The organism is Pelagibacterium sp. H642, assembly GCF_031202855.1.
GTDB lineage: Bacteria > Pseudomonadota > Alphaproteobacteria > Rhizobiales > Devosiaceae > Pelagibacterium.
Genome location: NZ_CP101829.1, coordinates 3262175 through 3281150, shown reverse-complemented (window position 1 = coordinate 3281150; position 18976 = coordinate 3262175). Strand labels below are relative to the sequence as shown.

Annotated in this window: 20 protein-coding genes; 16 read left to right on the top strand and 4 right to left on the bottom strand. The window is 60.9% G+C overall.

Annotation, left to right across the window (positions count from 1 at the left end):
* Nucleotides 1–12: 12 nt before the first annotated feature.
* Nucleotides 13–549, bottom strand: coding sequence for a hypothetical protein (locus NO934_RS16405; RefSeq protein WP_309161060.1), 537 nt, complete (start codon nt 547–549; stop codon nt 13–15).
* 74 nt (nt 550–623) lie between these two features.
* Between NO934_RS16405 and ruvX the strand changes: the two genes are divergently transcribed.
* From ruvX to rpmG, 10 genes are all read left to right on the top strand, one after another.
* Nucleotides 624–1079 (top strand): Holliday junction resolvase RuvX, encoded by a 456-nt coding sequence (gene ruvX, locus NO934_RS16400; RefSeq protein ID WP_309161059.1) that lies wholly within the window; start codon nt 624–626, stop codon nt 1077–1079.
* 65 nt (nt 1080–1144) lie between these two features.
* The gene (locus NO934_RS16395; protein WP_309161058.1) at nt 1145–1648 is read left to right on the top strand and encodes an anthrone oxygenase family protein; all 504 of its coding nucleotides are present in this window, start codon (nt 1145–1147) and stop codon (nt 1646–1648) included.
* A gap of 85 nt (nt 1649–1733) precedes the next feature.
* Nucleotides 1734–2711, top strand: a complete 978-nt coding sequence (locus NO934_RS16390) for an aspartate carbamoyltransferase catalytic subunit (protein ID WP_309161057.1) — start codon at nt 1734–1736, stop codon at nt 2709–2711.
* Entirely contained in the window at nt 2704–4002 is a 1299-nt protein-coding gene (gene pyrC, locus NO934_RS16385) for a dihydroorotase (protein ID WP_309161056.1), read from the top strand. Before NO934_RS16390 ends, pyrC begins: the two co-directional genes overlap by 8 nt.
* Nucleotides 3999–4601, top strand: coding sequence for a glycerol-3-phosphate 1-O-acyltransferase PlsY (gene plsY, locus NO934_RS16380; protein WP_309161055.1), 603 nt, complete (start codon nt 3999–4001; stop codon nt 4599–4601). The genes pyrC and plsY overlap by 4 nt, the downstream gene beginning before the upstream one ends.
* 13 nt (nt 4602–4614) lie before the next feature.
* A complete protein-coding gene (dprA, locus tag NO934_RS16375; protein WP_309161054.1) occupies nt 4615–5730 on the top strand; it encodes a DNA-processing protein DprA in 1116 nt (371 codons plus the stop codon).
* 153 nt (nt 5731–5883) lie between these two features.
* Nucleotides 5884–8460 (top strand): type I DNA topoisomerase, encoded by a 2577-nt coding sequence (gene topA / locus NO934_RS16370; protein ID WP_309161053.1) that lies wholly within the window; start codon nt 5884–5886, stop codon nt 8458–8460.
* A gap of 10 nt (nt 8461–8470) precedes the next feature.
* Nucleotides 8471–10765: a ribonuclease R gene (rnr, locus tag NO934_RS16365; RefSeq protein WP_309161052.1), complete on the top strand. Its 2295-nt coding sequence runs from the start codon at nt 8471–8473 to the stop codon at nt 10763–10765.
* Between the two features lie 2 nt (nt 10766–10767).
* Complete coding sequence (locus tag NO934_RS16360; RefSeq protein WP_309161051.1) at nt 10768–11196, top strand: DUF983 domain-containing protein; 429 nt, start codon at nt 10768–10770, stop codon at nt 11194–11196.
* A gap of 101 nt (nt 11197–11297) precedes the next feature.
* A complete protein-coding gene (gene rpmG / locus NO934_RS16355; protein WP_309161050.1) occupies nt 11298–11465 on the top strand; it encodes a 50S ribosomal protein L33 in 168 nt (55 codons plus the stop codon).
* A 328-nt stretch (nt 11466–11793) separates the two neighbouring features.
* Here rpmG and NO934_RS16350 read toward each other — a convergent pair whose 3' ends face one another.
* The gene (locus NO934_RS16350) at nt 11794–13164 is read right to left on the bottom strand and encodes a PleD family two-component system response regulator (RefSeq protein WP_309161049.1); all 1371 of its coding nucleotides are present in this window, start codon (nt 13162–13164) and stop codon (nt 11794–11796) included.
* A gap of 37 nt (nt 13165–13201) precedes the next feature.
* The gene (locus tag NO934_RS16345; RefSeq protein ID WP_309161048.1) at nt 13202–13576 is read right to left on the bottom strand and encodes a response regulator; all 375 of its coding nucleotides are present in this window, start codon (nt 13574–13576) and stop codon (nt 13202–13204) included.
* Nucleotides 13577–13675: 99 nt separating this feature from the next.
* Here NO934_RS16345 and NO934_RS16340 point away from each other — a divergent pair, with 99 nt between their 5' ends.
* The 6 genes from NO934_RS16340 to NO934_RS16315 all read left to right on the top strand — a co-directional run bounded on the left by NO934_RS16340 (nt 13676) and on the right by NO934_RS16315 (nt 18302).
* On the top strand, nt 13676–13951 hold the full coding sequence (locus NO934_RS16340; RefSeq protein ID WP_309161047.1) for a DUF3572 family protein: 276 nt from the start codon (nt 13676–13678) through the stop codon (nt 13949–13951).
* A 3-nt stretch (nt 13952–13954) separates the two neighbouring features.
* A complete protein-coding gene (locus NO934_RS16335; RefSeq protein ID WP_309161046.1) occupies nt 13955–15283 on the top strand; it encodes a DNA polymerase IV in 1329 nt (442 codons plus the stop codon).
* Complete coding sequence (locus NO934_RS16330) at nt 15258–15710, top strand: RidA family protein (protein WP_309161045.1); 453 nt, start codon at nt 15258–15260, stop codon at nt 15708–15710. The genes NO934_RS16335 and NO934_RS16330 overlap by 26 nt, the downstream gene beginning before the upstream one ends.
* 3 nt (nt 15711–15713) lie before the next feature.
* On the top strand, nt 15714–16472 hold the full coding sequence (locus tag NO934_RS16325) for a glycerophosphodiester phosphodiesterase family protein (protein ID WP_309161044.1): 759 nt from the start codon (nt 15714–15716) through the stop codon (nt 16470–16472).
* Nucleotides 16473–16661: 189 nt separating this feature from the next.
* The gene (locus tag NO934_RS16320) at nt 16662–17822 is read left to right on the top strand and encodes a GNAT family N-acetyltransferase (RefSeq protein WP_309161043.1); all 1161 of its coding nucleotides are present in this window, start codon (nt 16662–16664) and stop codon (nt 17820–17822) included.
* 60 nt (nt 17823–17882) lie between these two features.
* Nucleotides 17883–18302 carry an HIT domain-containing protein gene (locus NO934_RS16315; protein ID WP_309161042.1) on the top strand — a complete coding sequence of 140 codons (420 nt, stop codon included), beginning with the start codon at nt 17883–17885 and terminating at the stop codon, nt 18300–18302.
* Nucleotides 18303–18428: 126 nt separating this feature from the next.
* On the opposite strand, the gene NO934_RS16310 is transcribed toward NO934_RS16315, so the two are convergent.
* Nucleotides 18429–18875: a pseudoazurin gene (locus NO934_RS16310; protein WP_309161041.1), complete on the bottom strand. Its 447-nt coding sequence runs from the start codon at nt 18873–18875 to the stop codon at nt 18429–18431.
* Nucleotides 18876–18976 lie beyond the last annotated feature (101 nt).

The window sequence follows — 18976 nt, the reverse complement described above, 5'->3', positions numbered from 1 at the left end:
TCGCCAAATCCGCTACACTTCGACCGCCAAGCCTGGTTCGAGAACAATGAGACTGGCGCCGTCGAGCCCCGGCGCCAGCGCATTGAAAGCAGCATCGATATCGCCATCGGTGATCGCCAGGGCGATCAAACGCGGCCGCGCTGCGTCGAGCAGCGCAGTTCCATGGGCTGCGCATTGAGCGCCGCAGCCCGAGAGCACCACCACCGCATTATCGGCCCAGCGGTTCCACTGTGCTGGCCGGGCCGCATCTTCGACAGCCAACAGGCCCTCATCAGCCGAATCGGCGACGAGCCCGCGAATACCGAGCCGGAAGAGATCGGGGCCTTCGTCCACCGGATCGGTATCGATGAGCCGCGTGCGCCGGCGAGGACGCCACACGGCAGGATCAAAGGTGGCAAGATCGGGACTTTCGCCCGAAACCACGGTTTGCGCCCCAGCGATGAGTTCGGTCGGATCAATCCCGTCCGGCGCTTCCTCGGCATGAGTGACGACGATCCGTCCGCCAATGTGAATCCGAAACGTCATGGCTGCAAACCAAGTGATCTTCATTGGCGCGTTTTCCTTGCCAGAACTCATTGAGATGCGAGATAAGCCGCCAACGCCCTCACGGCAAGGACCAGACCATGAGCGATGACACCGCCCCCCTCGCCGGCCTTGCGCAAAGCGGCAAGCTGATGGGGCTCGACCTCGGCACCAAGACCATAGGCGTAGCGATCTCGGATTCGCTGAGGATGACCGCCTCGCCGATCGAAACCATCAAGCGCACCAAGTTCACCGCGGATGCGGAACGGCTGTTGGCACTGATCGGCCAGAACAAGGTGACCGGCATCGTGGTGGGTCTCCCCCTCAACATGGACGGCAGTGAAGGCCCGCGGGCCCAATCCACCCGTGCCTTCGTGCGGAACCTCAAGCAAAAGACCGATCTGCCGATGGTGTTCTGGGACGAACGGCTCTCGACCATGGCCGTGACCCGCACCATGATCGAGGCCGATCTTTCCCGCGCCCGCCAGGCCGAGGTGGTCGACAAGCTGGCGGCGAGCTACATCCTTCAAGGCGCGCTGGATCGATTGCGGCGCTAGCCTCGTCACACGCCCGAGACGCTCGCGGGGTATGTCCGAGACCACAACAAGGTGGAGACCGTCAGATGTCCTATCTCGCAACCGCCGCAGCGATCTTGGCGCTGCTCACCAGCATGATCATGGCCGGGTTTTTCTTTGCCTATTCGGTTTCCGTCATGTGGGGACTGGATGAGGCCAATCCGGCATCGGCGATCGATGCAATGCAGAAGATCAATACCGTTATCCAGAACCCCTGGTTCTTTCCCAACTTCTTCGGTGTACCGGTCTTCGCGGCGGGCGCTGCCATCCTGTTTTTCATGATTGGGCAGCCCGCGTCGGGCACTGCGTTCGGCGTGGCCGCAATCGCCTACCTTCTGGGAGCGTTCGCCGTCACCGTAGCCGTTAACGTGCCTATGAACGAAGCGCTCGGCCGGGCGGTCATTCCTGAAGATATCGAGGCGGCGCAAGCCATGTGGACACAGTACTCCGAGCGCTGGACGTTCTGGAATCATGTCCGATCGATCGCGAGTCTCGCATCGGCGCTGGCATGCGGCCTCGGCATATTCCTGGCCGGTCGCGCGGCGGCTTGAAGCAATTGCGGTTGATTGTTGTCTCTGGGCCTTGCCCGGTCCTGCCCCATGGGGTAGGCACCGCTAGTCGCGAGTGGAACAGACAATGGCACGACGACAGCCGGAACTCCCCGATAGCCCCAAGGGCTCCTTCCTTCCTTTCCGTCATCGGCACCTTCTCGGAATCGCCCAGCTCAATCCGGTCGAAATCATCGATCTTCTGGACCGTGCCGAGGCGATGATCCCCATTTCCCGCCAGCGCAAAACGCTGCCGACATTGGCGGGCAAGACGCAGATCAATCTGTTCTTCGAGAACTCCACCCGCACTCAGGCAAGCTTCGAGATCGCCGGCAAGCGGCTGGGCGCTACCGTCATGAACATGGCAGTGCGGACCTCGTCGGTCGCCAAGGGCGAAACGCTGATCGATACGGCCGCGACCCTCAACGCCATGCAGCCCGATGCCATCGTGGTGCGGCATGGTTCGTCCGGCGCGGTCGAATTGCTCAGCCAGAAGGTGGAATGCGCTGTGCTCAATGCCGGCGATGGCGCACACGAGCACCCAACCCAGGCCTTGCTCGACGCCCTCACCATTCGCCGGCACAAGGGCCGGCTGAACGGACTGACGGTTGCGATTTGCGGCGATATCGCCAATTCGCGCGTGGCACGCTCCAATCTCATCCTTCTCGGTGCAATGCAGGCGCGAACCCGGGTCGTCGCGCCCAAATCGCTGCTGCCTCGCGGTGTCGAACAGATGGCCTCCGAGGTTTTCACCGATATGGAAAAAGGGGTGGAAGGCGCCGATGTCGTCATGATGCTGCGCCTCCAGAACGAGCGCGCCTCTGGCAAGCTCATTCCCTCGGTGCGCGAATACTACCGCTTCTATGGCCTCGACGCCGAAAAGCTCAGCCGCGCCAATTCCGATGCCCTCGTCATGCACCCCGGCCCGATGAACCGCGGTGTCGAGATCGATCCGGCCATCGCCGATGGGCCGCAGTCGGTGATAACCGAGCAGGTCGAGATGGGCGTCGCCGTCCGAATGGCGGTGCTCGATGCGTTGCTCAACAAGGAGAGTGGCGATGAATAAGCCCCTCCTTATCGAGAACGCCCGTATTGTCGATTCAGCGACCAATGCCGATTTCCACGGCTCCGTTCTGATCCAGGACGGCAATATTGCCGATATCGCTAGGGGCGAGCCTCCCGGCGCGCCCGAAAAGGCGCAGCGCATCGATGCCAAGGGGATGGTTCTTGCTCCCGGGCTCATCGACATGCGCGTCTTTACCGGAGAGCCGGGACACGAGCATCGGGAGACGCTCAAGAGCGCCGGACAGGCCGCCGCGGCGGGCGGCGTCACCTCTATAGTCGTGATGCCCGATACCCAGCCGGTGATCGATGATGGCGCCCTGGTCGAATTCATCGCCCGACACGCCCAGGCCATGAGCGGGGTAAACGTCCTGCCCTCGGCAGCCATCACGAAAGGGACCCAGGGCAAGGACCTCACGGAATTCGGTCTGCTCAGGGAAGCCGGCGCGGTGTGTTTTACCGACGGCCGAAATTCGCTTCAGAGCGCATCGGTCATGCGTTCGGCAATGGTCTATGCCACCAATTTCGATGTTCCGATCGTTCACCTGCCCGGCGAGGCGAGCCTGATCGCGGACGGCGTCATGAATGCTGGGCCGCTCGCAACCTTCCGAGGGCTCAAGGGCATTCCGGCCGAAGCCGAGACCATTCCCCTCGACCGCGACCTGCAATTGGCGCTGGCAACCGGTGCGCGCTACCATGCGGCGGCGATCTCGACCGCACGCAGTGCCGAACTGGCGGCATTCTACAGGAAGCGGAGCGGGTCCATATCCGTCGGTGTCTCGATCAACAATCTCTGCCTCAACGAAAACGACATCGGCTCCTACCGCACATTCTTCAAGCTCAACCCACCGCTGCGGACCGAGGATGACCGGCTGGCACTTGTGGAAGCGCTGAAGACCGGCGTAATCGACGTGATCGTTTCCGACCACGACCCCCAGGATTCCGAAGGCAAGCGTCAGCCTTTCGCCGACGCGGCAACCGGCGCTATCGGGCTCGAAACCCTGCTTGCAGCCGCCCTGCGCCTCGTCCATTCCGGCGATGTGGATCTGATGACCGTGCTGCGCGCCATGACCATTCGGCCAGCCGAAATCCTCGGATTGAACTCGGGCCGCATCGCCAAAGGCGCGAAGGCCGACCTGTGCCTGTTCGATCCGGACTATCCCTGGATCGTCGAGGAAGCTAGGATCCGCTCGCGTTCGACGAACACGACGTTCGAGAACGCGCGCATGACCGGCAAGGTCATGGCGACCGTGGTTGGGGGCAATATCGTTTACAGAGAGGAAGCCTTCGCATGATCGAATATGCGCTGGCCCTGGTGGTGGGATACCTGCTGGGCTCGATCCCGTTCGGTGTCATCGCCACGCGGCTTGCCGGATTGGGCGACGTGCGCTCAATCGGTTCGGGCAATATCGGCGCAACGAATGTGCTGCGCACCGGGCGGCGGGACCTTGCCGCGCTCACCTTGATCTGCGACGCGGGCAAGGGCGCGGCGGCTGTAGCCGTCGCCGGCTGGTTTTGGGGCTATGAGGCGGCGCTGTACGCTGGTGTTGCTGCCTTCCTGGGCCATATCTTCCCCATCTGGCTTGGCTTCAAGGGCGGCAAAGGCGTGGCGACCTATATCGGTATCCTACTGGCGCTCCACTGGGTCATTGGGCTGATTTTCTGCGCCGTGTGGCTGCTGATCGCCTTTGCGCAACGCTATTCATCGCTCGCCGCGCTGACCGCCGCCGCGACTGCTCCCATGTTCGCCTTTGCGTTTTCCGGTGTCCAGTTGACCTGGGCTACCTTTGCCCTTTCGATCATGCTGTTCATCACGCACCGCGAGAATATCAGGCGGCTGCTGACCGGAACCGAGAGCAAGATCGGCGAGAAGAAAACGCCAGGACAGGTCTAAGGATCGCCCGCAGATGACGCGCTCCATCCTTTCGCCCACCCAGCGCGTCTCTTGGCTTCGATTGATCCGTGCCGACAATGTCGGTCCCGCGACCTTCCGCACCCTCATAAACCGCTTCGGTTCCGCCGATGCGGCTCTTGAAGCTCTACCGCACCTCGCCAAGCGCGGCGGTGGGCGCCACATCAGAATCCCCACCCTTGCGGAAGCCGAGGACGAGATCGCCCGAACCGAGGCAATCGGCGCCCGACTCATCACCTCCAACGACCCCGACTATCCACCGCATCTGCGCCATATCCCCGGACCGCCGCCGATGCTGACCGTCATGGGCGGCAATGCGCTGTCCAACAAACGTACGGTCGGCATCGTCGGCGCGCGAAACGCGTCTGCCGCAGGACGCCGGATGGCCCAGCTTCTTGCCACCGATCTCGGCCGTCAGGGATATGCGATCATTTCCGGCCTGGCTCGCGGTATCGATGCGGCTGCCCATCAAGCCTCGCTCGAGACCGGAACCGTCGCCGTCATGGCGGGCGGTTTGGATCACATCTATCCCAGCGAAAACCTTGGTCTCGCCCGGGCCATAGTCGATGCAGGCGGTACGCTGCTGACCGAAATGCCGCTGGGCTGGGAACCACGGGCCCGCGATTTTCCTCGCCGCAATCGGCTGGTCGCGGGCATTTCGCTCGGCGTGGTCATCGTCGAAGCGGCCAAGCGCTCGGGATCGTTGATCACGGCGCGGCTGGCGCTGGAACAGAACCGCGAGGTTTTCGCCGTTCCCGGCTCCCCGCTCGATCCGCGCGCGGAAGGCGGCAATCATCTGATCCAGCAGGGAGCGAGGCTGGTGACCGGCGCCCACGATATTGTCGCCGAACTCACTCACGCCGATCCCGCACGCCTGCCGCTGTTCGAAGCCGAGGACTTCGATGCCGCCCCTGCATCGATCATCGCCGATCCCTCCGAGGATGATCGCAGCCGCCTGCTGACCGCCCTCAGTCATGCCCCCACCGCTGCCGATATGCTCATCGAGGCCACCGGCATACCGGCGCCCGTCATGCAGATCTTGCTGCTCGAACTCGAACTTGCCGGCCGGATCGAACGCTCGCCAGGACAGCTTTTTGCATTGCGCGGCTGACCACTCGAGCGCTTCCGGCAGACGTCTCGGGATCGGCGCAATTGACAGAGCCGAACGGTTTCACCATTTTGCGCGGACCTTGAGGGCGGGCGTTCGCCGCCCTATCTCCCCCGTTCAAGGCCAATCTCTTTTAGTCGCGGAGCCTATCAAGGCATGAAAGTCGTCATCGTCGAAAGCCCGGCCAAGGCAAAGACCATCAACAAATATCTGGGCAAGGACTTCGAGGTTCTCGCCAGCTTTGGCCATGTGCGCGACCTCCCCGCCAAGGATGGGTCGGTGCGTCCCGACGAAGACTTCGCCATGAGCTGGGAAGTCGATTCTCAGTCCAAGAAGCGCCTGACCGACATCACGCGTGCGCTGAAGGGTGCGGACGAACTGATTCTGGCGACCGACCCCGATCGCGAGGGTGAGGCCATATCCTGGCACCTGCTTGATGCGCTCAAGGAGCGAAAGGCGATCAAGAAGGATCTGCCGGTCAAGCGGGTGGTGTTCAATGCCATCACCAAGGACGCCGTGACCGAGGCAATGAAAAAGCCCCGCGATATCGACGCGCCTTTGGTCGATGCCTATCTGGCGCGCCGGGCGCTCGACTATCTCGTCGGTTTTACTCTTTCCCCGATCCTGTGGCGCAAGCTGCCCGGCTCCCGTTCGGCTGGCCGCGTGCAATCCGTGGCATTGCGGCTGGTGACTGAACGCGAGGAGGAGATCGAACGCTTCAAGCCGCAGGAATATTGGAGCGTCACGCCCACGCTCAACCAATCCGGCAAGAGCTTTGCGACGCGTCTCTATTCGGTCGACGGCGACAAGACCGACAAGCTCGCCATAAAGACCGGCGAAGATGCCGAGGGCTTGAAGGCGGCTATCGAGAAGGGCAATTTCAAGGTCGCGAGCGTCGACAAGAAGCCGACCAAGCGCAATCCTTATGCTCCGTTCACGACCTCGACGTTGCAGCAGGACGCTTCATCGCGGCTTTCGCTTTCGCCCTCGCGGACGATGCAAATCGCCCAGCGCTTATATGAGGATGGACTTATCACCTACATGCGTACCGACGCCGTGCAGATGGCGCCGGAAGCGATCGAGGCTGCGCGCCGGGTGATCGGCAAGGAATTCGGACCCGAATACGTGCCTGAAAAGCCGCGCCTCTACCAGACCAAGGCCAAGAACGCGCAGGAAGCCCACGAGGCGATCCGCCCGACCGATCTGGGCAAGCATCCCGATACGCTGCGCAACCTCGACCCTGATCAGTTCAAGGTTTACCAGTTGATCTGGCGCCGGGCCTTGGCCAGCCAAATGCGCTCGGCCGAAATCGAACGGACGACAGCCGATATCGACGTGCTCGCACCCGGCAGGGCCATCACGCTGCGCGCGACAGGCTCCGTGGTCACCTTCCCCGGTTTTCTGGGCGTCTATGGCGTCGAAAAGACCGACGAGGATGACGAAGACAGTCTCGAGCTTCCAGCACTCAAGGTTGGCGACACTCCCAACCTTGAGAAGGTGGACATCGAGCAGCACTTCACCCAGCCTCCGGCGCGCTATACCGAAGCGAGCCTCATCAAGAAGATGGAAGAGCTGGGGATCGGGCGCCCCTCGACCTATGCCGCGACCTTGGCCACGCTCAAGGATCGCGACTATATCCGGCTCGACAAGCGTGCCATTGTGCCCGAAGACCGCGGCCGGCTGGTGACGGCGTTCCTCCAGAGCTTTTTCACCAAATACGTCGAATATGGCTTCACGGCCGGGCTCGAGGAAGAGCTGGACGAGATTTCGGCCGGCGAGATCGACTACAAGGAAGTGCTGCGCCGCTTCTGGAAGGATTTTTCGCACCAGACTGAAGAGATCAAGGACCTGCGGGTTTCAGAAGTTCTCGACGCGCTCAACGACCTTCTGGGCCACCATATCTTTCCGCCCAAGCCGGATGGGTCCGATCCGCGCCTGTGCCCAACCTGTGGCACGGGGCAGCTTTCGCTCAAGCTTGGACGCTACGGCGCCTTTATCGGCTGTTCGAACTACCCCGAGTGCCGCCATACCCAACAGCTTTCCGAAAGCGCGACCGGTCAGGCGTCCGAAGCTGCCGTGGGCGATGGCGCTCTGGGAGCCGATCCGGAAACCGGCGCGGAAATCTATCTCAAAACGGGGCGTTTCGGCCCATACGTCCAGCTTGGCGAAGACAGCAAGGAGGCAAAGCGCGCCAGCCTGCCGCGTGGCTGGAACGCTGCCAACATGGATCTCGAAAAGGCGATCAAGCTGCTTTCGCTTCCCCGCGAAGTCGGACTGCATCCCGAAACCGGCACGCCGATCACGGCCGGAATCGGACGCTATGGGCCATTCGTCCTGCATGACGGCACCTATGCCAACCTGCCCGATGTTGAGGAAGTCTTCTCGGTTGGGCTCAACCGTGCCGTATCGCTGATCGCCGAAAAGAAGGCCGGTGGCGGGCGCGGCGGACGCGGCGCAGCCGCAGCGCCCATCAAGAGCTTCGAGCATGACGATGGGGCCATAACAGTCCGCTCGGGGCGCTATGGTCCTTATGTAAATCAGGGCAAAGTCAACGCGACCCTGCCCCGCGATTTGGCGCCCGAAGCGGTGACGCTGGAAAAGGCTCTGGAACTGATCGCCGCCAAGGCCGGTTCCAAGGGTAAGACCACCAAGGCGAAAGCCAAGCCCAAGGCTGCCGCCAAGACCAAGGCGGTAAAGCCTAAAGCGGCAGCCAAGAAGAAGGCAGAGGCCTAAAAGGAAACATATGGCCAAACGCACAGCAACCCAGCCCCAAGCCCCTGCCCCGCGCAAGGGTCGGCGTTCGGCCAGTTTCACCCCCGGCGAGCTGCCGACCCGTGAAGCCATCTTGGAAGCGATAGCGGATTTTCCCGAGATCAATTCCAAACGCGAGATCGCGCGGCACTTCAACATCAAGAGTGATGATCGCATCGCCCTCAAGGTGCTGCTGCGCGACATGGAAAAAGAAGGGCTTCTGGCGCGCAAGCGCAAGGAAATCCGGCCCGTGGGCGAACTGCCGGCAGTGACGGTGCTCGACATTCCCGCCGATGCAGATCCAGACAATCTGCACGCCTTCCCTGCGAAATGGGACGATGAAGAAGGGGAAAAACCACGCGTCACAGTCACCGTTGGCAAGGACGCTCGGGTAGCTCCCGCGCCCGGCGACCGCATTCTGGCGCGCATCCATCGCGAAGGGGGAGTGGTTCCGGTCTACTCAGCGCGGCCGATGAAGGTGCTGGACAAGCCACGCAAAGCCGATCTGGGCATTGTTCGCATGGACGACGACGGTGCGCGGCTCGTGCCGATCGAGCGCAAGGCAAGGGAGATGCGCATCCCGGCCGGCGATCTGGGGGGCGCCAAGGACGGCGATCTCGTCGAGATCGAAGTCACTGTCTCGGGCAGGTTGATGATTCCGCGCGCCAAGGTCGTCAATGTCGTCGGCAATCCACAATCGGAAGGCGCGGTAAGCCTGATCGCGCTGCATTCACTCGACATCCCCTACCGCTTCCCCGCTTCAGTGCTAAAGGCCGCCCAACAAGCTGAAGAAGCCACACTCAAGGGGCGCGAGGATTGGCGCGATATTCCGCTGATCACCATCGATCCGGCAGACGCCAAAGACCATGACGATGCGGTTCATGCCGAGCCGGACACCGATCCCAACAATCCAGGCGGCTTCATCATCCACGTCGGGATCGCCGACGTTTCCTATTACGTCCGGGCCGGTTCGGACATGGATCGCGAGGCGTTCCTGCGGGGCAATTCGGTCTATTTTCCCGACCGCGTTGTTCCGATGCTGCCCGAACGGATTTCCAACGATCTGTGCTCGCTGCGCGAAGGCGAGAACCGGGCTTCCATGGCGCTTCGGATCGTCATCGACGCCGAAGGCAACAAGAAACGCCACTCGTTCCATCGCGTCATGATGCGCTCGGCGGCCAAGCTCAGCTACAGCCAGGCGCAAGCGGCGATCGACGGAAATCCCGACGACGCCACAGGTCCGCTGCTGGAGCCGATTCTGAAGCCTTTGTGGGCTGCTTATGCAGCCCTCGCCAAGGCCCGTGATCGTCGCGGCCCGCTGGCGTTGGACCTGCCGGAACGCCGCATCCGCCTCGATGAGAATGGGATGGTCAAGGACGTCTATGTCCCCGACCGCCTCGAAGCACACAAGCTCATCGAGGAGATGATGATCCTTTCCAACGTCTGCGCCGCCGAGACGCTGGAAAAACACAAGGTTCCCCTGCTCTACCGTGTCCATGATGCTCCGAGCCGCGAGAAAATCGTCGCCCTTGGCGAGTTCCTCAAATCGCTCGACCTGCCGGTGCCGCGCAGCGAAGCGCTGCGACCCAAGGACTTCAATCAGATCCTCTTCCGAGCGGAAAAGGCGGACAAGAGTCAACAAGTCAGCGAAATGGTGCTGCGCAGCCAAGCGCAGGCAGAGTATGCTCCTGGCAATTATGGCCACTATGGCCTCAACCTGGACCGATACGCCCATTTCACTTCGCCGATCCGGCGCTACTCGGACCTGATCGTGCACCGCGCGCTGATCAAGGCACTCGATCTTGGCGAGGACGGGCTGACCGAAGCCGAGGAGCATCGCCTTGGCGCGATCGGAGAGCACATTTCGGCGACCGAACGCCGCGCGATGGCCGCCGAGCGCGAAACCTCAGACCGCCTGTTGGCGCAATATCTTGCCGCCCACATAGGCGCGCGGTTCAGGGGCACGATTTCCGGCCTGGTCGGTGCGGGGCTCTTTGTCCGCCTCGACGAGACCGGAGCCGACGGCTTCGTGCCCGTATCCTCGCTCGGGCAGGACTATTTCCGCTTCTTCGAAGACCAGCAGGCTCTGATCGGCGAGCGCACGGGAGAACGCTTCAGAATAGGTGACAAAGTTGATGTGCGACTGCTTGAAGCAGCACCGATGGCTGGCGCATTGCGGTTTGAAGTCCTATCTCAGGGCGAACGGGTGAAACCACCCGGCCCCACCCGTGGGCGCAGGACCAGCAAGGGCAAGCCTGCACCGCGCGGCCGTCGCGCAAGGAAATAGTTATGCCTGTTACCAACCTGACATTGAGACCCACGCGGCCGCTCTGGCCCGCCATGCTCAATGGCATGAAGTGCCGCTGTCCCAATTGCGGCAAAGGCAAGCTGTTTTCGCGCTACCTCAAGATCGCGGACCAGTGCGATGTTTGCGGCACTGAGCTGTTCCATCATCGGGCCGATGACGCCCCGCCCTACCTTGTAATCACGATTGTCGGGCACCTTGCGGTCGGCGCGGTGCTGCACATGGAGATGAGTTCCACGCCGCTGCATCCGCTGACATACCTCTGGATCATGATTCCGATGATCCTTATCTCATCGGTACTCCTGCTTCCTGTAATCAAGGGAGCGATCGTCGGCTTGCAATGGGCCCGCTATATGCACGGCTTCGATCCCGCCGGCACGCATGATGAAATCGAGAGCGACGGGCACGCCTGACGCGCTTGACTTTTGGCGCAAAATGCATAGTTTGCGCCCAACTCATTTCCGAGCCGTGCGCAAAACCGTCGCGCGGCCTGTTTGTTTCAAAGGCTACCGCGATGGCAAAGTCCAACACGATCAAGATCAAGCTGGTTTCGACCGCCGACACCGGCTTCTACTACGTCACCAAGAAGAACACCCGTACCGCGACCGAGAAGCTTTCGTTCCGCAAGTACGATCCGGTGGCGCGCAAGCACGTCGAATTCAAGGAAGCCAAGATCAAGTAATCTGCTTGATCGAAGCGCCAAAAAGAAACCCCGCCACTGAGCGGGGTTTTTCTTTGCGCAGCATATCTGCTCGCGCTGAATGTGGCTGACCCGGTCCGGTTTGTCGAAGAGGCCACTCTTGTCCGGTACCGGGTCAGCCGCCCTACGGCACAGGAGTTGCGGCGGACCTGAAAGCCGTAGGGTTCTGGCATGAAACGGATATGCGTTTGGGCGTCCGTTTCATTGGCCCGAACCTACTCCTGCAGCTCCGGAACGCCAAGTGTTCCGGGGAATTCGAGCTCCGGTTTCGCCATTAATAATGAAGGGTTAACCTTACCGCGTCTGCGGTTTACGCGGCGTCGGCAACCACACGATTGCGACCGGCGCGCTTGGCGCGATAAAGCGCCATGTCGGCACGCTTGGTTACCGATTCCGGCGTGTCGTTTTCCTGCTCGTTGAGCGCCAGCCCGACGCTGACAGTGATGTTGAGCGGGCGCTCCAGCCCGACCTGAAATCCATGGTCGGCTATCGCACTCCGCACGCGCTCGGCAACGCTTTGCGCTTGCCGCATGTCGGTGTCGGGCATTACCACGACGAATTCCTCGCCGCCAAAGCGGCACGCCAGGTCGACACCGCGGATATTGCGCTGGAGGCGAGAGGCAAACTCCTTGAGCACCGCATCACCCACGTCGTGCCCATAGGTATCGTTGACGGGCTTGAAATAGTCGATATCGAGCAGCATCAGCGCCGTATCGCGATCCTGCTCTTCGGCCTTGGCCAGCACCATCGCCAGATGCCGCTCGAAATAACGGCGGTTGTATAGACCTGTCAGCTCGTCGATGACGGCCATGGCCATTGTCGAATTGAGACTCTCACGCAATTCGACAGTGTAGCGCTGCCGCCGAATCTGAGTCTTGACTCGCGCCGAAAGCTCGTGGCGCTCGATCGGACGCATGATGAAGTCATTGACCCCAAGGTCGAGCGCCTTGACGATCTGCGGCCGATCCTGCTCCTCGGCGGCGAGAATGATGGGAATGGAACGCGTCTGATCGACCGTGCGGATCTGCGAGCAGATGCGCAACGGGTCGAACCCCTGCAGAGACATCGAGACGATGGCCAGCTCGAAATCTCCGCCCGAAATCTGGAACACGGCCTCGGCCGGTTCGGTGAGAATGGTGACCTCGTGGGTTTCGCGAAGGTAGGATTCAAGCCTCTCAGCCCGCCTCCGATCAGTATCGACAAGCAGAATCCGCCCCTGCTCCACCCGTACGCCATATTCGGAGCCGCTGGCATCTTCGAGCGCGATCTGATGGCTGGTGCGGGCCCGGGCGCGCAACTCATCGCTCAAGCTTTTCAATCGTACCAGGCTCTTGACACGCGCGAGAAGCTGCACATCGTCTACAGGCTTGGTCAGAAAATCGTCGGCGCCCGCTTCGAGCCCCCGCACCCTATCGGAGGGCTGATCGAGCGCTGTGATCATCACCACGGGAATATGTGCCGTTTGCGGATCCTGCTTGAGAATCTGGCAACAGGTGAAGCCGTCCATCTCAGGCATCATCACATCGAGCAGAACGATATCGATGTTTTCGTTGCGGCAGATTTCAATCGCCTGCTGCCCCGAAGACGCGGTCGCGACGTCAAAATATTCGGCAAGCAGACGGGCCTCGAGCAACTTCACATTCGTGGGAATGTCATCGACAATGAGCACTCGTGCAGTCACGGCGCGCTTCCTCCCGGCCATAAATGAAGAGTGATTGCTACTGGGCCTTGCCAATGTAGCTTTCAATCGTTTCCAAAAAGTGTGGCACCGAGATCGGCTTTGAAATGTAGCCCTCGCATCCGCCCTGCCGAATGCGCTCCTCATCGCCCTTCATCGCGAAGGCAGTGACGGCGATCACGGGGATAGAAGCGAGGTCTTCGTCTTCCTTGAGCCATTTGGTGACCACCAGCCCGGACACTTCCGGAAGCTGGATATCCATGAGGATCAGATCGGGGCGATGCTCGCGTGCCAGATCCAGCGCTTCCATGCCGTTGCGCGTTTGAATGGTGCGATAGCCGCGCGATTCAAGCAGGTCGTGGAAGAGCTTCATGTTCAGCTCGTTGTCTTCCACGATCATGACGGTCTTGGTCATGTCCCCTCGCCCGGCATCCGCGATCGGACGCTTTGAGTTGTCATTGGGTTGCGGTAACAGCAATATGTTACGAAACCAGAAATAAGCTGAGTCTGGCGCTTGGGCGATAGAGTCGACACCGCTGAATTGCTCGCCGTTGGCGATGCCTGCATCTCCTGGCTGGCCGCCGATGTCGGCGAACTTGAACGCTTTATGGCGCTAGCCGGCTATTCGCCGCAACGCCTGCGCGATTCCGTCGGAACCACGGCACTCGCGGAAGGACTCGTGGATTATTTCGGACGGCACGAATCGCTGCTGCTTGCCATGTGCGCCAATTCGGGCCTGGATGTCTCGCGCGTCATGCGGCTTTGGCACGGCCTTAACCCGCAGAGTTGAACGATGGCCATTGGCGGACATTTGTGCCGCGACTGCTTTGCCGCCGGGGAGGCTCCGGTGGCCCCGGCGCGCTGCGCCAAGTGCGGTTCGCCGCGCATTATCCATCACCCGGAACTGTTCGAGCTCTCGATCGCCCATATCGACTGTGATGCATTCTATGCATCGGTCGAAAAGCGGGACGATCCGAGCCTGCTCGATAAGCCCCTGATCGTGGGCGGCGGCAAGCGCGGGGTGGTCTCGACCTGCTGTTATATCGCGCGCATGAGCGGCGTGCGTTCCGCCATGCCAATGTTTCAGGCCAAACGCTTGTGCCCACAAGCCGTGGTGATCAAGCCCGATATGGCCAAATATGTGGGGGTGAGCCGGGAAATTCGGGCGCTGATGGATTCGCTTACGCCCCTGGTCCAGCCACTATCGATCGACGAAGCCTTTCTCGATCTGTCGGGAACCGAGAAGGTGCATAAGGCCCCTCCGGCCGCGTCGCTGGCCCGTCTCGCCAAGCGGATCGAGGAGCAGATCGGGGTTACCATCTCCATTGGGCTCTCCCACAACAAGTTCCTCGCCAAGATCGCTTCGGAAATCGACAAGCCGCGCGGATTTGCGATGATCGGGAAAGCCGAGACCGTTTCCTACCTCGCCGAAAAGCCGATTTCGGTGATCTTCGGGGTCGGCAAGGTGATGGCCGAAACACTGCGCAAGGATGGCTTGACGACTATCGGTCAGCTCCAGCAGCGCGCTCCCGAAGATCTCATGCGGCGCTATGGCGAGATGGGCGCCCGGCTGGCAAAGCTGGCGCGTGGTGAAGACTACCGCCGGGTCTCGGTTGACCGCGAAACCAAATCCGTCAGCACCGAAACGACGTTCTTTGCCGACCTTTCCGACTTCGAATCGCTATCGACCGCCCTGCTCTCGCTGTCCGAACGGCTATCGGAGCGGCTCAAGAAGCAGGGGTTGGTCGGCGATACTGTAACGGTCAAACTCAAAACCGCCGGCTTTAAATCCCGTACGCGGGCCCAGCATCTCATGCTGCCGACCCAACTCGCCACGACACTCTACGAAACCGGCGTAAAATTGCTGGCTCGCGAAGTGGATGGCACTGCCTTTCGCTTGCTCGGGATCGGTGTTACCGGTCTCGAACCGGCTGACGGCAGCGATCCGGTGGACCTGATCGAACCTGGCATCGCGCGCAGAGCGGCGGCCGAGCGCGCCATGGACAAGGTGCGTGGCCGGTTCGGTCGTGAAGCCTTGGTTCGCGGCAAGCTTTACCGTCAGCCCAAGACGAGAGAAATCCAACCGGAGAGCGACGATGACGATCGACCAGAAACTCAATGATCTCGGCTACACCCTGCCAACTCCTGCTGCCCCGGCTGCCAGCTATGTTCCGGTGCGACAATCAGGAAAACTGCTCTATGTTTCGGGGCAGATTTCCGCGGATGCCAACGGGGTGGTTAAAGGCCGGCTTGGCGAGGACCTGGATGTCGCGGCCGGCCAGAAGGCGGCCGCTCTGTGTGCGGTTTCCATCCTCGCCCAGGTCAATCAGGTGACGGCGCTTTCCAACATCAAGGCGATCCAGAAGCTCACGGTTCTCGTGGCCTCCACGCCCGAGTTTTACGAACAACATCTCGTTGCGAACGGGGCATCCGATCTGTTCATAAAACTGTTGGATGACAAGGGTAAGCACGCCCGCGCCGCGTTCGGCGTGGCTTCCCTCCCCCTCGGCGCCGCCGTTGAAATCGACGCCATTATCGAGATCGAATAATCCATGGCCAATCCCCCGTTCGACCGTCCCATCGCCCATCGTGGATTGCATGACAAGGGACGGGGGATCATCGAAAATTCGCACTCGGCCTTTGCCGCTGCAATCGAACGCGGCTTCGGGATCGAGTGCGACCTACAGCTTTCGGCGGATGGCGAGGCGATCGTTTTCCATGACAACAATCTGGAGCGGCTTGTCGGCAGGACCGGACTGGTCCGCTCCCGGCTGAGCGACGAACTCATCGTCACTCCGCTCACCGGCTCGAGCACCGCCGACTGCCCGCAAACCTTTGAACAGATGCTGGCACAAATCGCCGGAGCGGTACCGCTGGTCGTCGAGGTAAAGCACCAGGCCAATGCTATAGACACCGATGCGCTCGCCAGCCGGGTTGCCGAATGCGTGCGGGGTTACCAGGGACCTCTGGTGGTCAAATCATTCGACCCGCACATGTTGATCGCGCTGCGCAATGCCGGCTACTCCGGGCTGCTAGGCATCATAACCTATGGCTATGACAAACCCGAATGGTATGGCGACATGCCAGCGAGAACCCGGTTCGTGCTCCGGCATCTGCTGCATTACCCGCGCTCGCGCTTCAACTTCATCTCTTGCGAGCGATCGGCATTGGGGCTGCCCGCCGTTCGCCTTTTCAAGGCGCTGGGCTTTCGCGTGATGAGCTGGACGATACGGTCGCGGGGCGAGGCGGCAGAGGCCCGGCAGCACGCGGACCAGATCGTCTTCGAAGGCTTTGATCCAGATGCTCGCTAAGCGCTTCCCTGCCGAGTTTGCCTCGACGCGCTCTAGCCATTGATACGGACGACACAGATGTTGCATACTTCGGGCGTGCCTGCGCCGACTATGGCGGACAAATCTCGGTGACCAGCCGAGACCGCGACCTTACAACTCCTGCCGGCGAGGACTATTTCTACCAGACCTGTTGAATTGTCCGGCCGCACCTTGGCAGACCAATCTGAAATCACCATCGCCATTCATCCCAGCACCGCCAGCGTTCCAGCGAGCACATGGAACACGCTTGCGTCGGGCGGTTCCGGCAATCCCGACAATCCGTTTCTGGATCACGCCTTCTTCCTGGCGCTCGAAGAGGCCGGCTGCGCGACTGCTCGGACCGGCTGGCAGCCGCAGCATATCCTCATCTCGCGCGACGATGAGCCGATCGGCCTGATGCCGCTATTTCTCAAATCGCATTCGATGGGCGAATATGTCTTCGACCATGCCTGGGCGGACGCCATCGAGCGAGCTGGCGGACGGTATTATCCCAAGCTGCAGTCATCGGTGCCGTTTACGCCGGCCAGCGCCCCCAAGCTTCTGACCCTCGACGGCAGCACCGACACGCAAACATTGCTGCTGCAAGCGGCCGAAGCACTGGCGGAGCGCCTGGATGCCTCATCTGTCCACGCTACTTTTGTGACCGCAGAGGAAGAAGCAATCGCGGCAGGTGCAAACTGGCTGGTGCGCCACGACACTCAATTCCATTGGCGAAACGACGGCTTTTCGAGCTTTGAGGACTTTCTTGAAACTCTGCAATCGCGCAAGCGGAAAGCTATTCGGCGCGAGCGGCGCGATGCGCTGGCCGAGGGTATCGTCTGCGAATGGGTCACCGGCGGCGATCTGACGGAAGCTCATTGGGACGCATTTTACGCGTTCTATATGGATACCGGCTCGCGTAAATGGGGCCGGCCCTATCTCAATCGGGAGTTCTTCTCTCGCATCTCCGCAGCGATGGCCGATAGGATCGTGCTGATGCTGGCGCGCGACGACAGCGGCTACATCGCTGGCGCTCTCAATTTTCTGGGCAAGGACACGCTCTACGGCCGCAACTGGGGTGTAGTCCGCGACGTCCCGTTCCTCCATTTCGAGCTCTGCTATTATCAAGCCATCGATTTCGCGATCGCCCATGACCTAAAGCGCGTTGAAGCGGGAGCGCAGGGCCAGCACAAACTGGCACGCGGCTATGCCCCTGTGACCATCCGATCCATCCACCATCTGGTCCACCCCGGTTTACGGCGCGCTGTTGCCGACTATCTCGAAGACGAACGCAGGATGGTGGAGATGCAGAACGAAGAACTTGCCGAATATACGCCCTTCCGTAAGGGCTAGCGCCCTTGTCCCTCCGCTCCATTAGGCTATAGGTCACAAGGATAGCGAGAGGAGCATGTGATGGCCGAATACGACCCGGACAATATTTTTGGCAAAGTCATCAAGGGCGACATCCCCAGCCATAAGGTTTTCGAGGACGACGATACGCTGGCCTTCATGGACATCATGCCGATGTCGCGCGGACACGTCCTAGTCATCCCCAAGACAGGATCACGAAACCTGCTCGACGCCGCCCCCCAAGTGCTCGCCAATCTTATCCAGAAGACCCAGCGCGTAGCACGCGCTGCCATGGCAGCAATGGAGGCCGACGGCGTGCGTATCATGCAGTTCAATGAAGCCGCCGCCGGGCAGACTGTTTTCCACCTGCATTTTCACATCCTGCCCATGTATGAAGGCGTGGCGCTGAAATCGCACACCGGTGAAATGGCCGACGCCGACGAGCTTGCCGCACATGCCGAGAAAATCCGCGCCGAACTGTGAGCCGCGGGGATAAACCTGTGAACAAATGCGGGGACAATTGCGGGGAAAACTCGGCCCATGTTCCCGCTACTGGCTCAAAGAAAGGGCGGTTCCCAAAACGGCGACCGCCTTTTTGCATAGCGTGAATTATTGAGCTTCAACCTGTGCGAAAAGGGCATCGATACGGCCCTGAGCACCCTCGGGAACTTCAGCCTGCTGTGCTTCCTCCAGATTGACGGGGTCGCCGACCACGATCATGGCGACCATTCCCATCATGTAGTGCGGGTCGCAACGGATACCGTAGACACCTGGAACATCAAACGTGAGGGTCACTTCCTCGCTCAGCTCGCTGGTGAACGGTTCCGCACCCTCGGGGATCATGCCCTCGATGGTCGCAGCATTGTGATACGGATCGGTCGGAACGAAGGTAACAGTGTCACCGGGTTCGATCTCCAGAAACGCCGGCTCGAAAACCATGATCTCGCCGTCACTTCCCTGATCGAGCATTTCGATCTGATGATCGGCCGCCACGGCCACCGACGCAGACGAAACCGCAAGAGCGATGGCCAGGGCAAAAGTCTTGAGCGTACGCATAAGCGTCTCCTGTGATTTAACATGAGTATAATTCTCATGTTTAAACGCCACGGTCAATCCGAGGACGTTAAAACAAAACCGGCGCCCGAGGGCGCCGGTTC

Coding starts and splice junctions, on each gene's coding strand:
- NO934_RS16330 (WP_309161045.1), top strand. CDS start 15,258: ATGACGATCGACCAGAAACTCAATGATCTCGGCTACACCCTGCCAACT.
- plsY (WP_309161055.1), top strand. CDS start 3,999: ATGATCGAATATGCGCTGGCCCTGGTGGTGGGATACCTGCTGGGCTCG.
- NO934_RS16395 (WP_309161058.1), top strand. CDS start 1,145: ATGTCCTATCTCGCAACCGCCGCAGCGATCTTGGCGCTGCTCACCAGC.
- topA (WP_309161053.1), top strand. CDS start 5,884: ATGAAAGTCGTCATCGTCGAAAGCCCGGCCAAGGCAAAGACCATCAAC.
- rnr (WP_309161052.1), top strand. CDS start 8,471: ATGGCCAAACGCACAGCAACCCAGCCCCAAGCCCCTGCCCCGCGCAAG.
- NO934_RS16345 (WP_309161048.1), bottom strand. CDS start 13,576: ATGACCAAGACCGTCATGATCGTGGAAGACAACGAGCTGAACATGAAG.
- NO934_RS16390 (WP_309161057.1), top strand. CDS start 1,734: ATGGCACGACGACAGCCGGAACTCCCCGATAGCCCCAAGGGCTCCTTC.
- rpmG (WP_309161050.1), top strand. CDS start 11,298: ATGGCAAAGTCCAACACGATCAAGATCAAGCTGGTTTCGACCGCCGAC.
- NO934_RS16405 (WP_309161060.1), bottom strand. CDS start 549: ATGAAGATCACTTGGTTTGCAGCCATGACGTTTCGGATTCACATTGGC.
- ruvX (WP_309161059.1), top strand. CDS start 624: ATGAGCGATGACACCGCCCCCCTCGCCGGCCTTGCGCAAAGCGGCAAG.
- NO934_RS16310 (WP_309161041.1), bottom strand. CDS start 18,875: ATGCGTACGCTCAAGACTTTTGCCCTGGCCATCGCTCTTGCGGTTTCG.
- dprA (WP_309161054.1), top strand. CDS start 4,615: ATGACGCGCTCCATCCTTTCGCCCACCCAGCGCGTCTCTTGGCTTCGA.
- NO934_RS16315 (WP_309161042.1), top strand. CDS start 17,883: ATGGCCGAATACGACCCGGACAATATTTTTGGCAAAGTCATCAAGGGC.
- NO934_RS16325 (WP_309161044.1), top strand. CDS start 15,714: ATGGCCAATCCCCCGTTCGACCGTCCCATCGCCCATCGTGGATTGCAT.
- NO934_RS16335 (WP_309161046.1), top strand. CDS start 13,955: ATGGCCATTGGCGGACATTTGTGCCGCGACTGCTTTGCCGCCGGGGAG.
- NO934_RS16360 (WP_309161051.1), top strand. CDS start 10,768: ATGCCTGTTACCAACCTGACATTGAGACCCACGCGGCCGCTCTGGCCC.
- pyrC (WP_309161056.1), top strand. CDS start 2,704: ATGAATAAGCCCCTCCTTATCGAGAACGCCCGTATTGTCGATTCAGCG.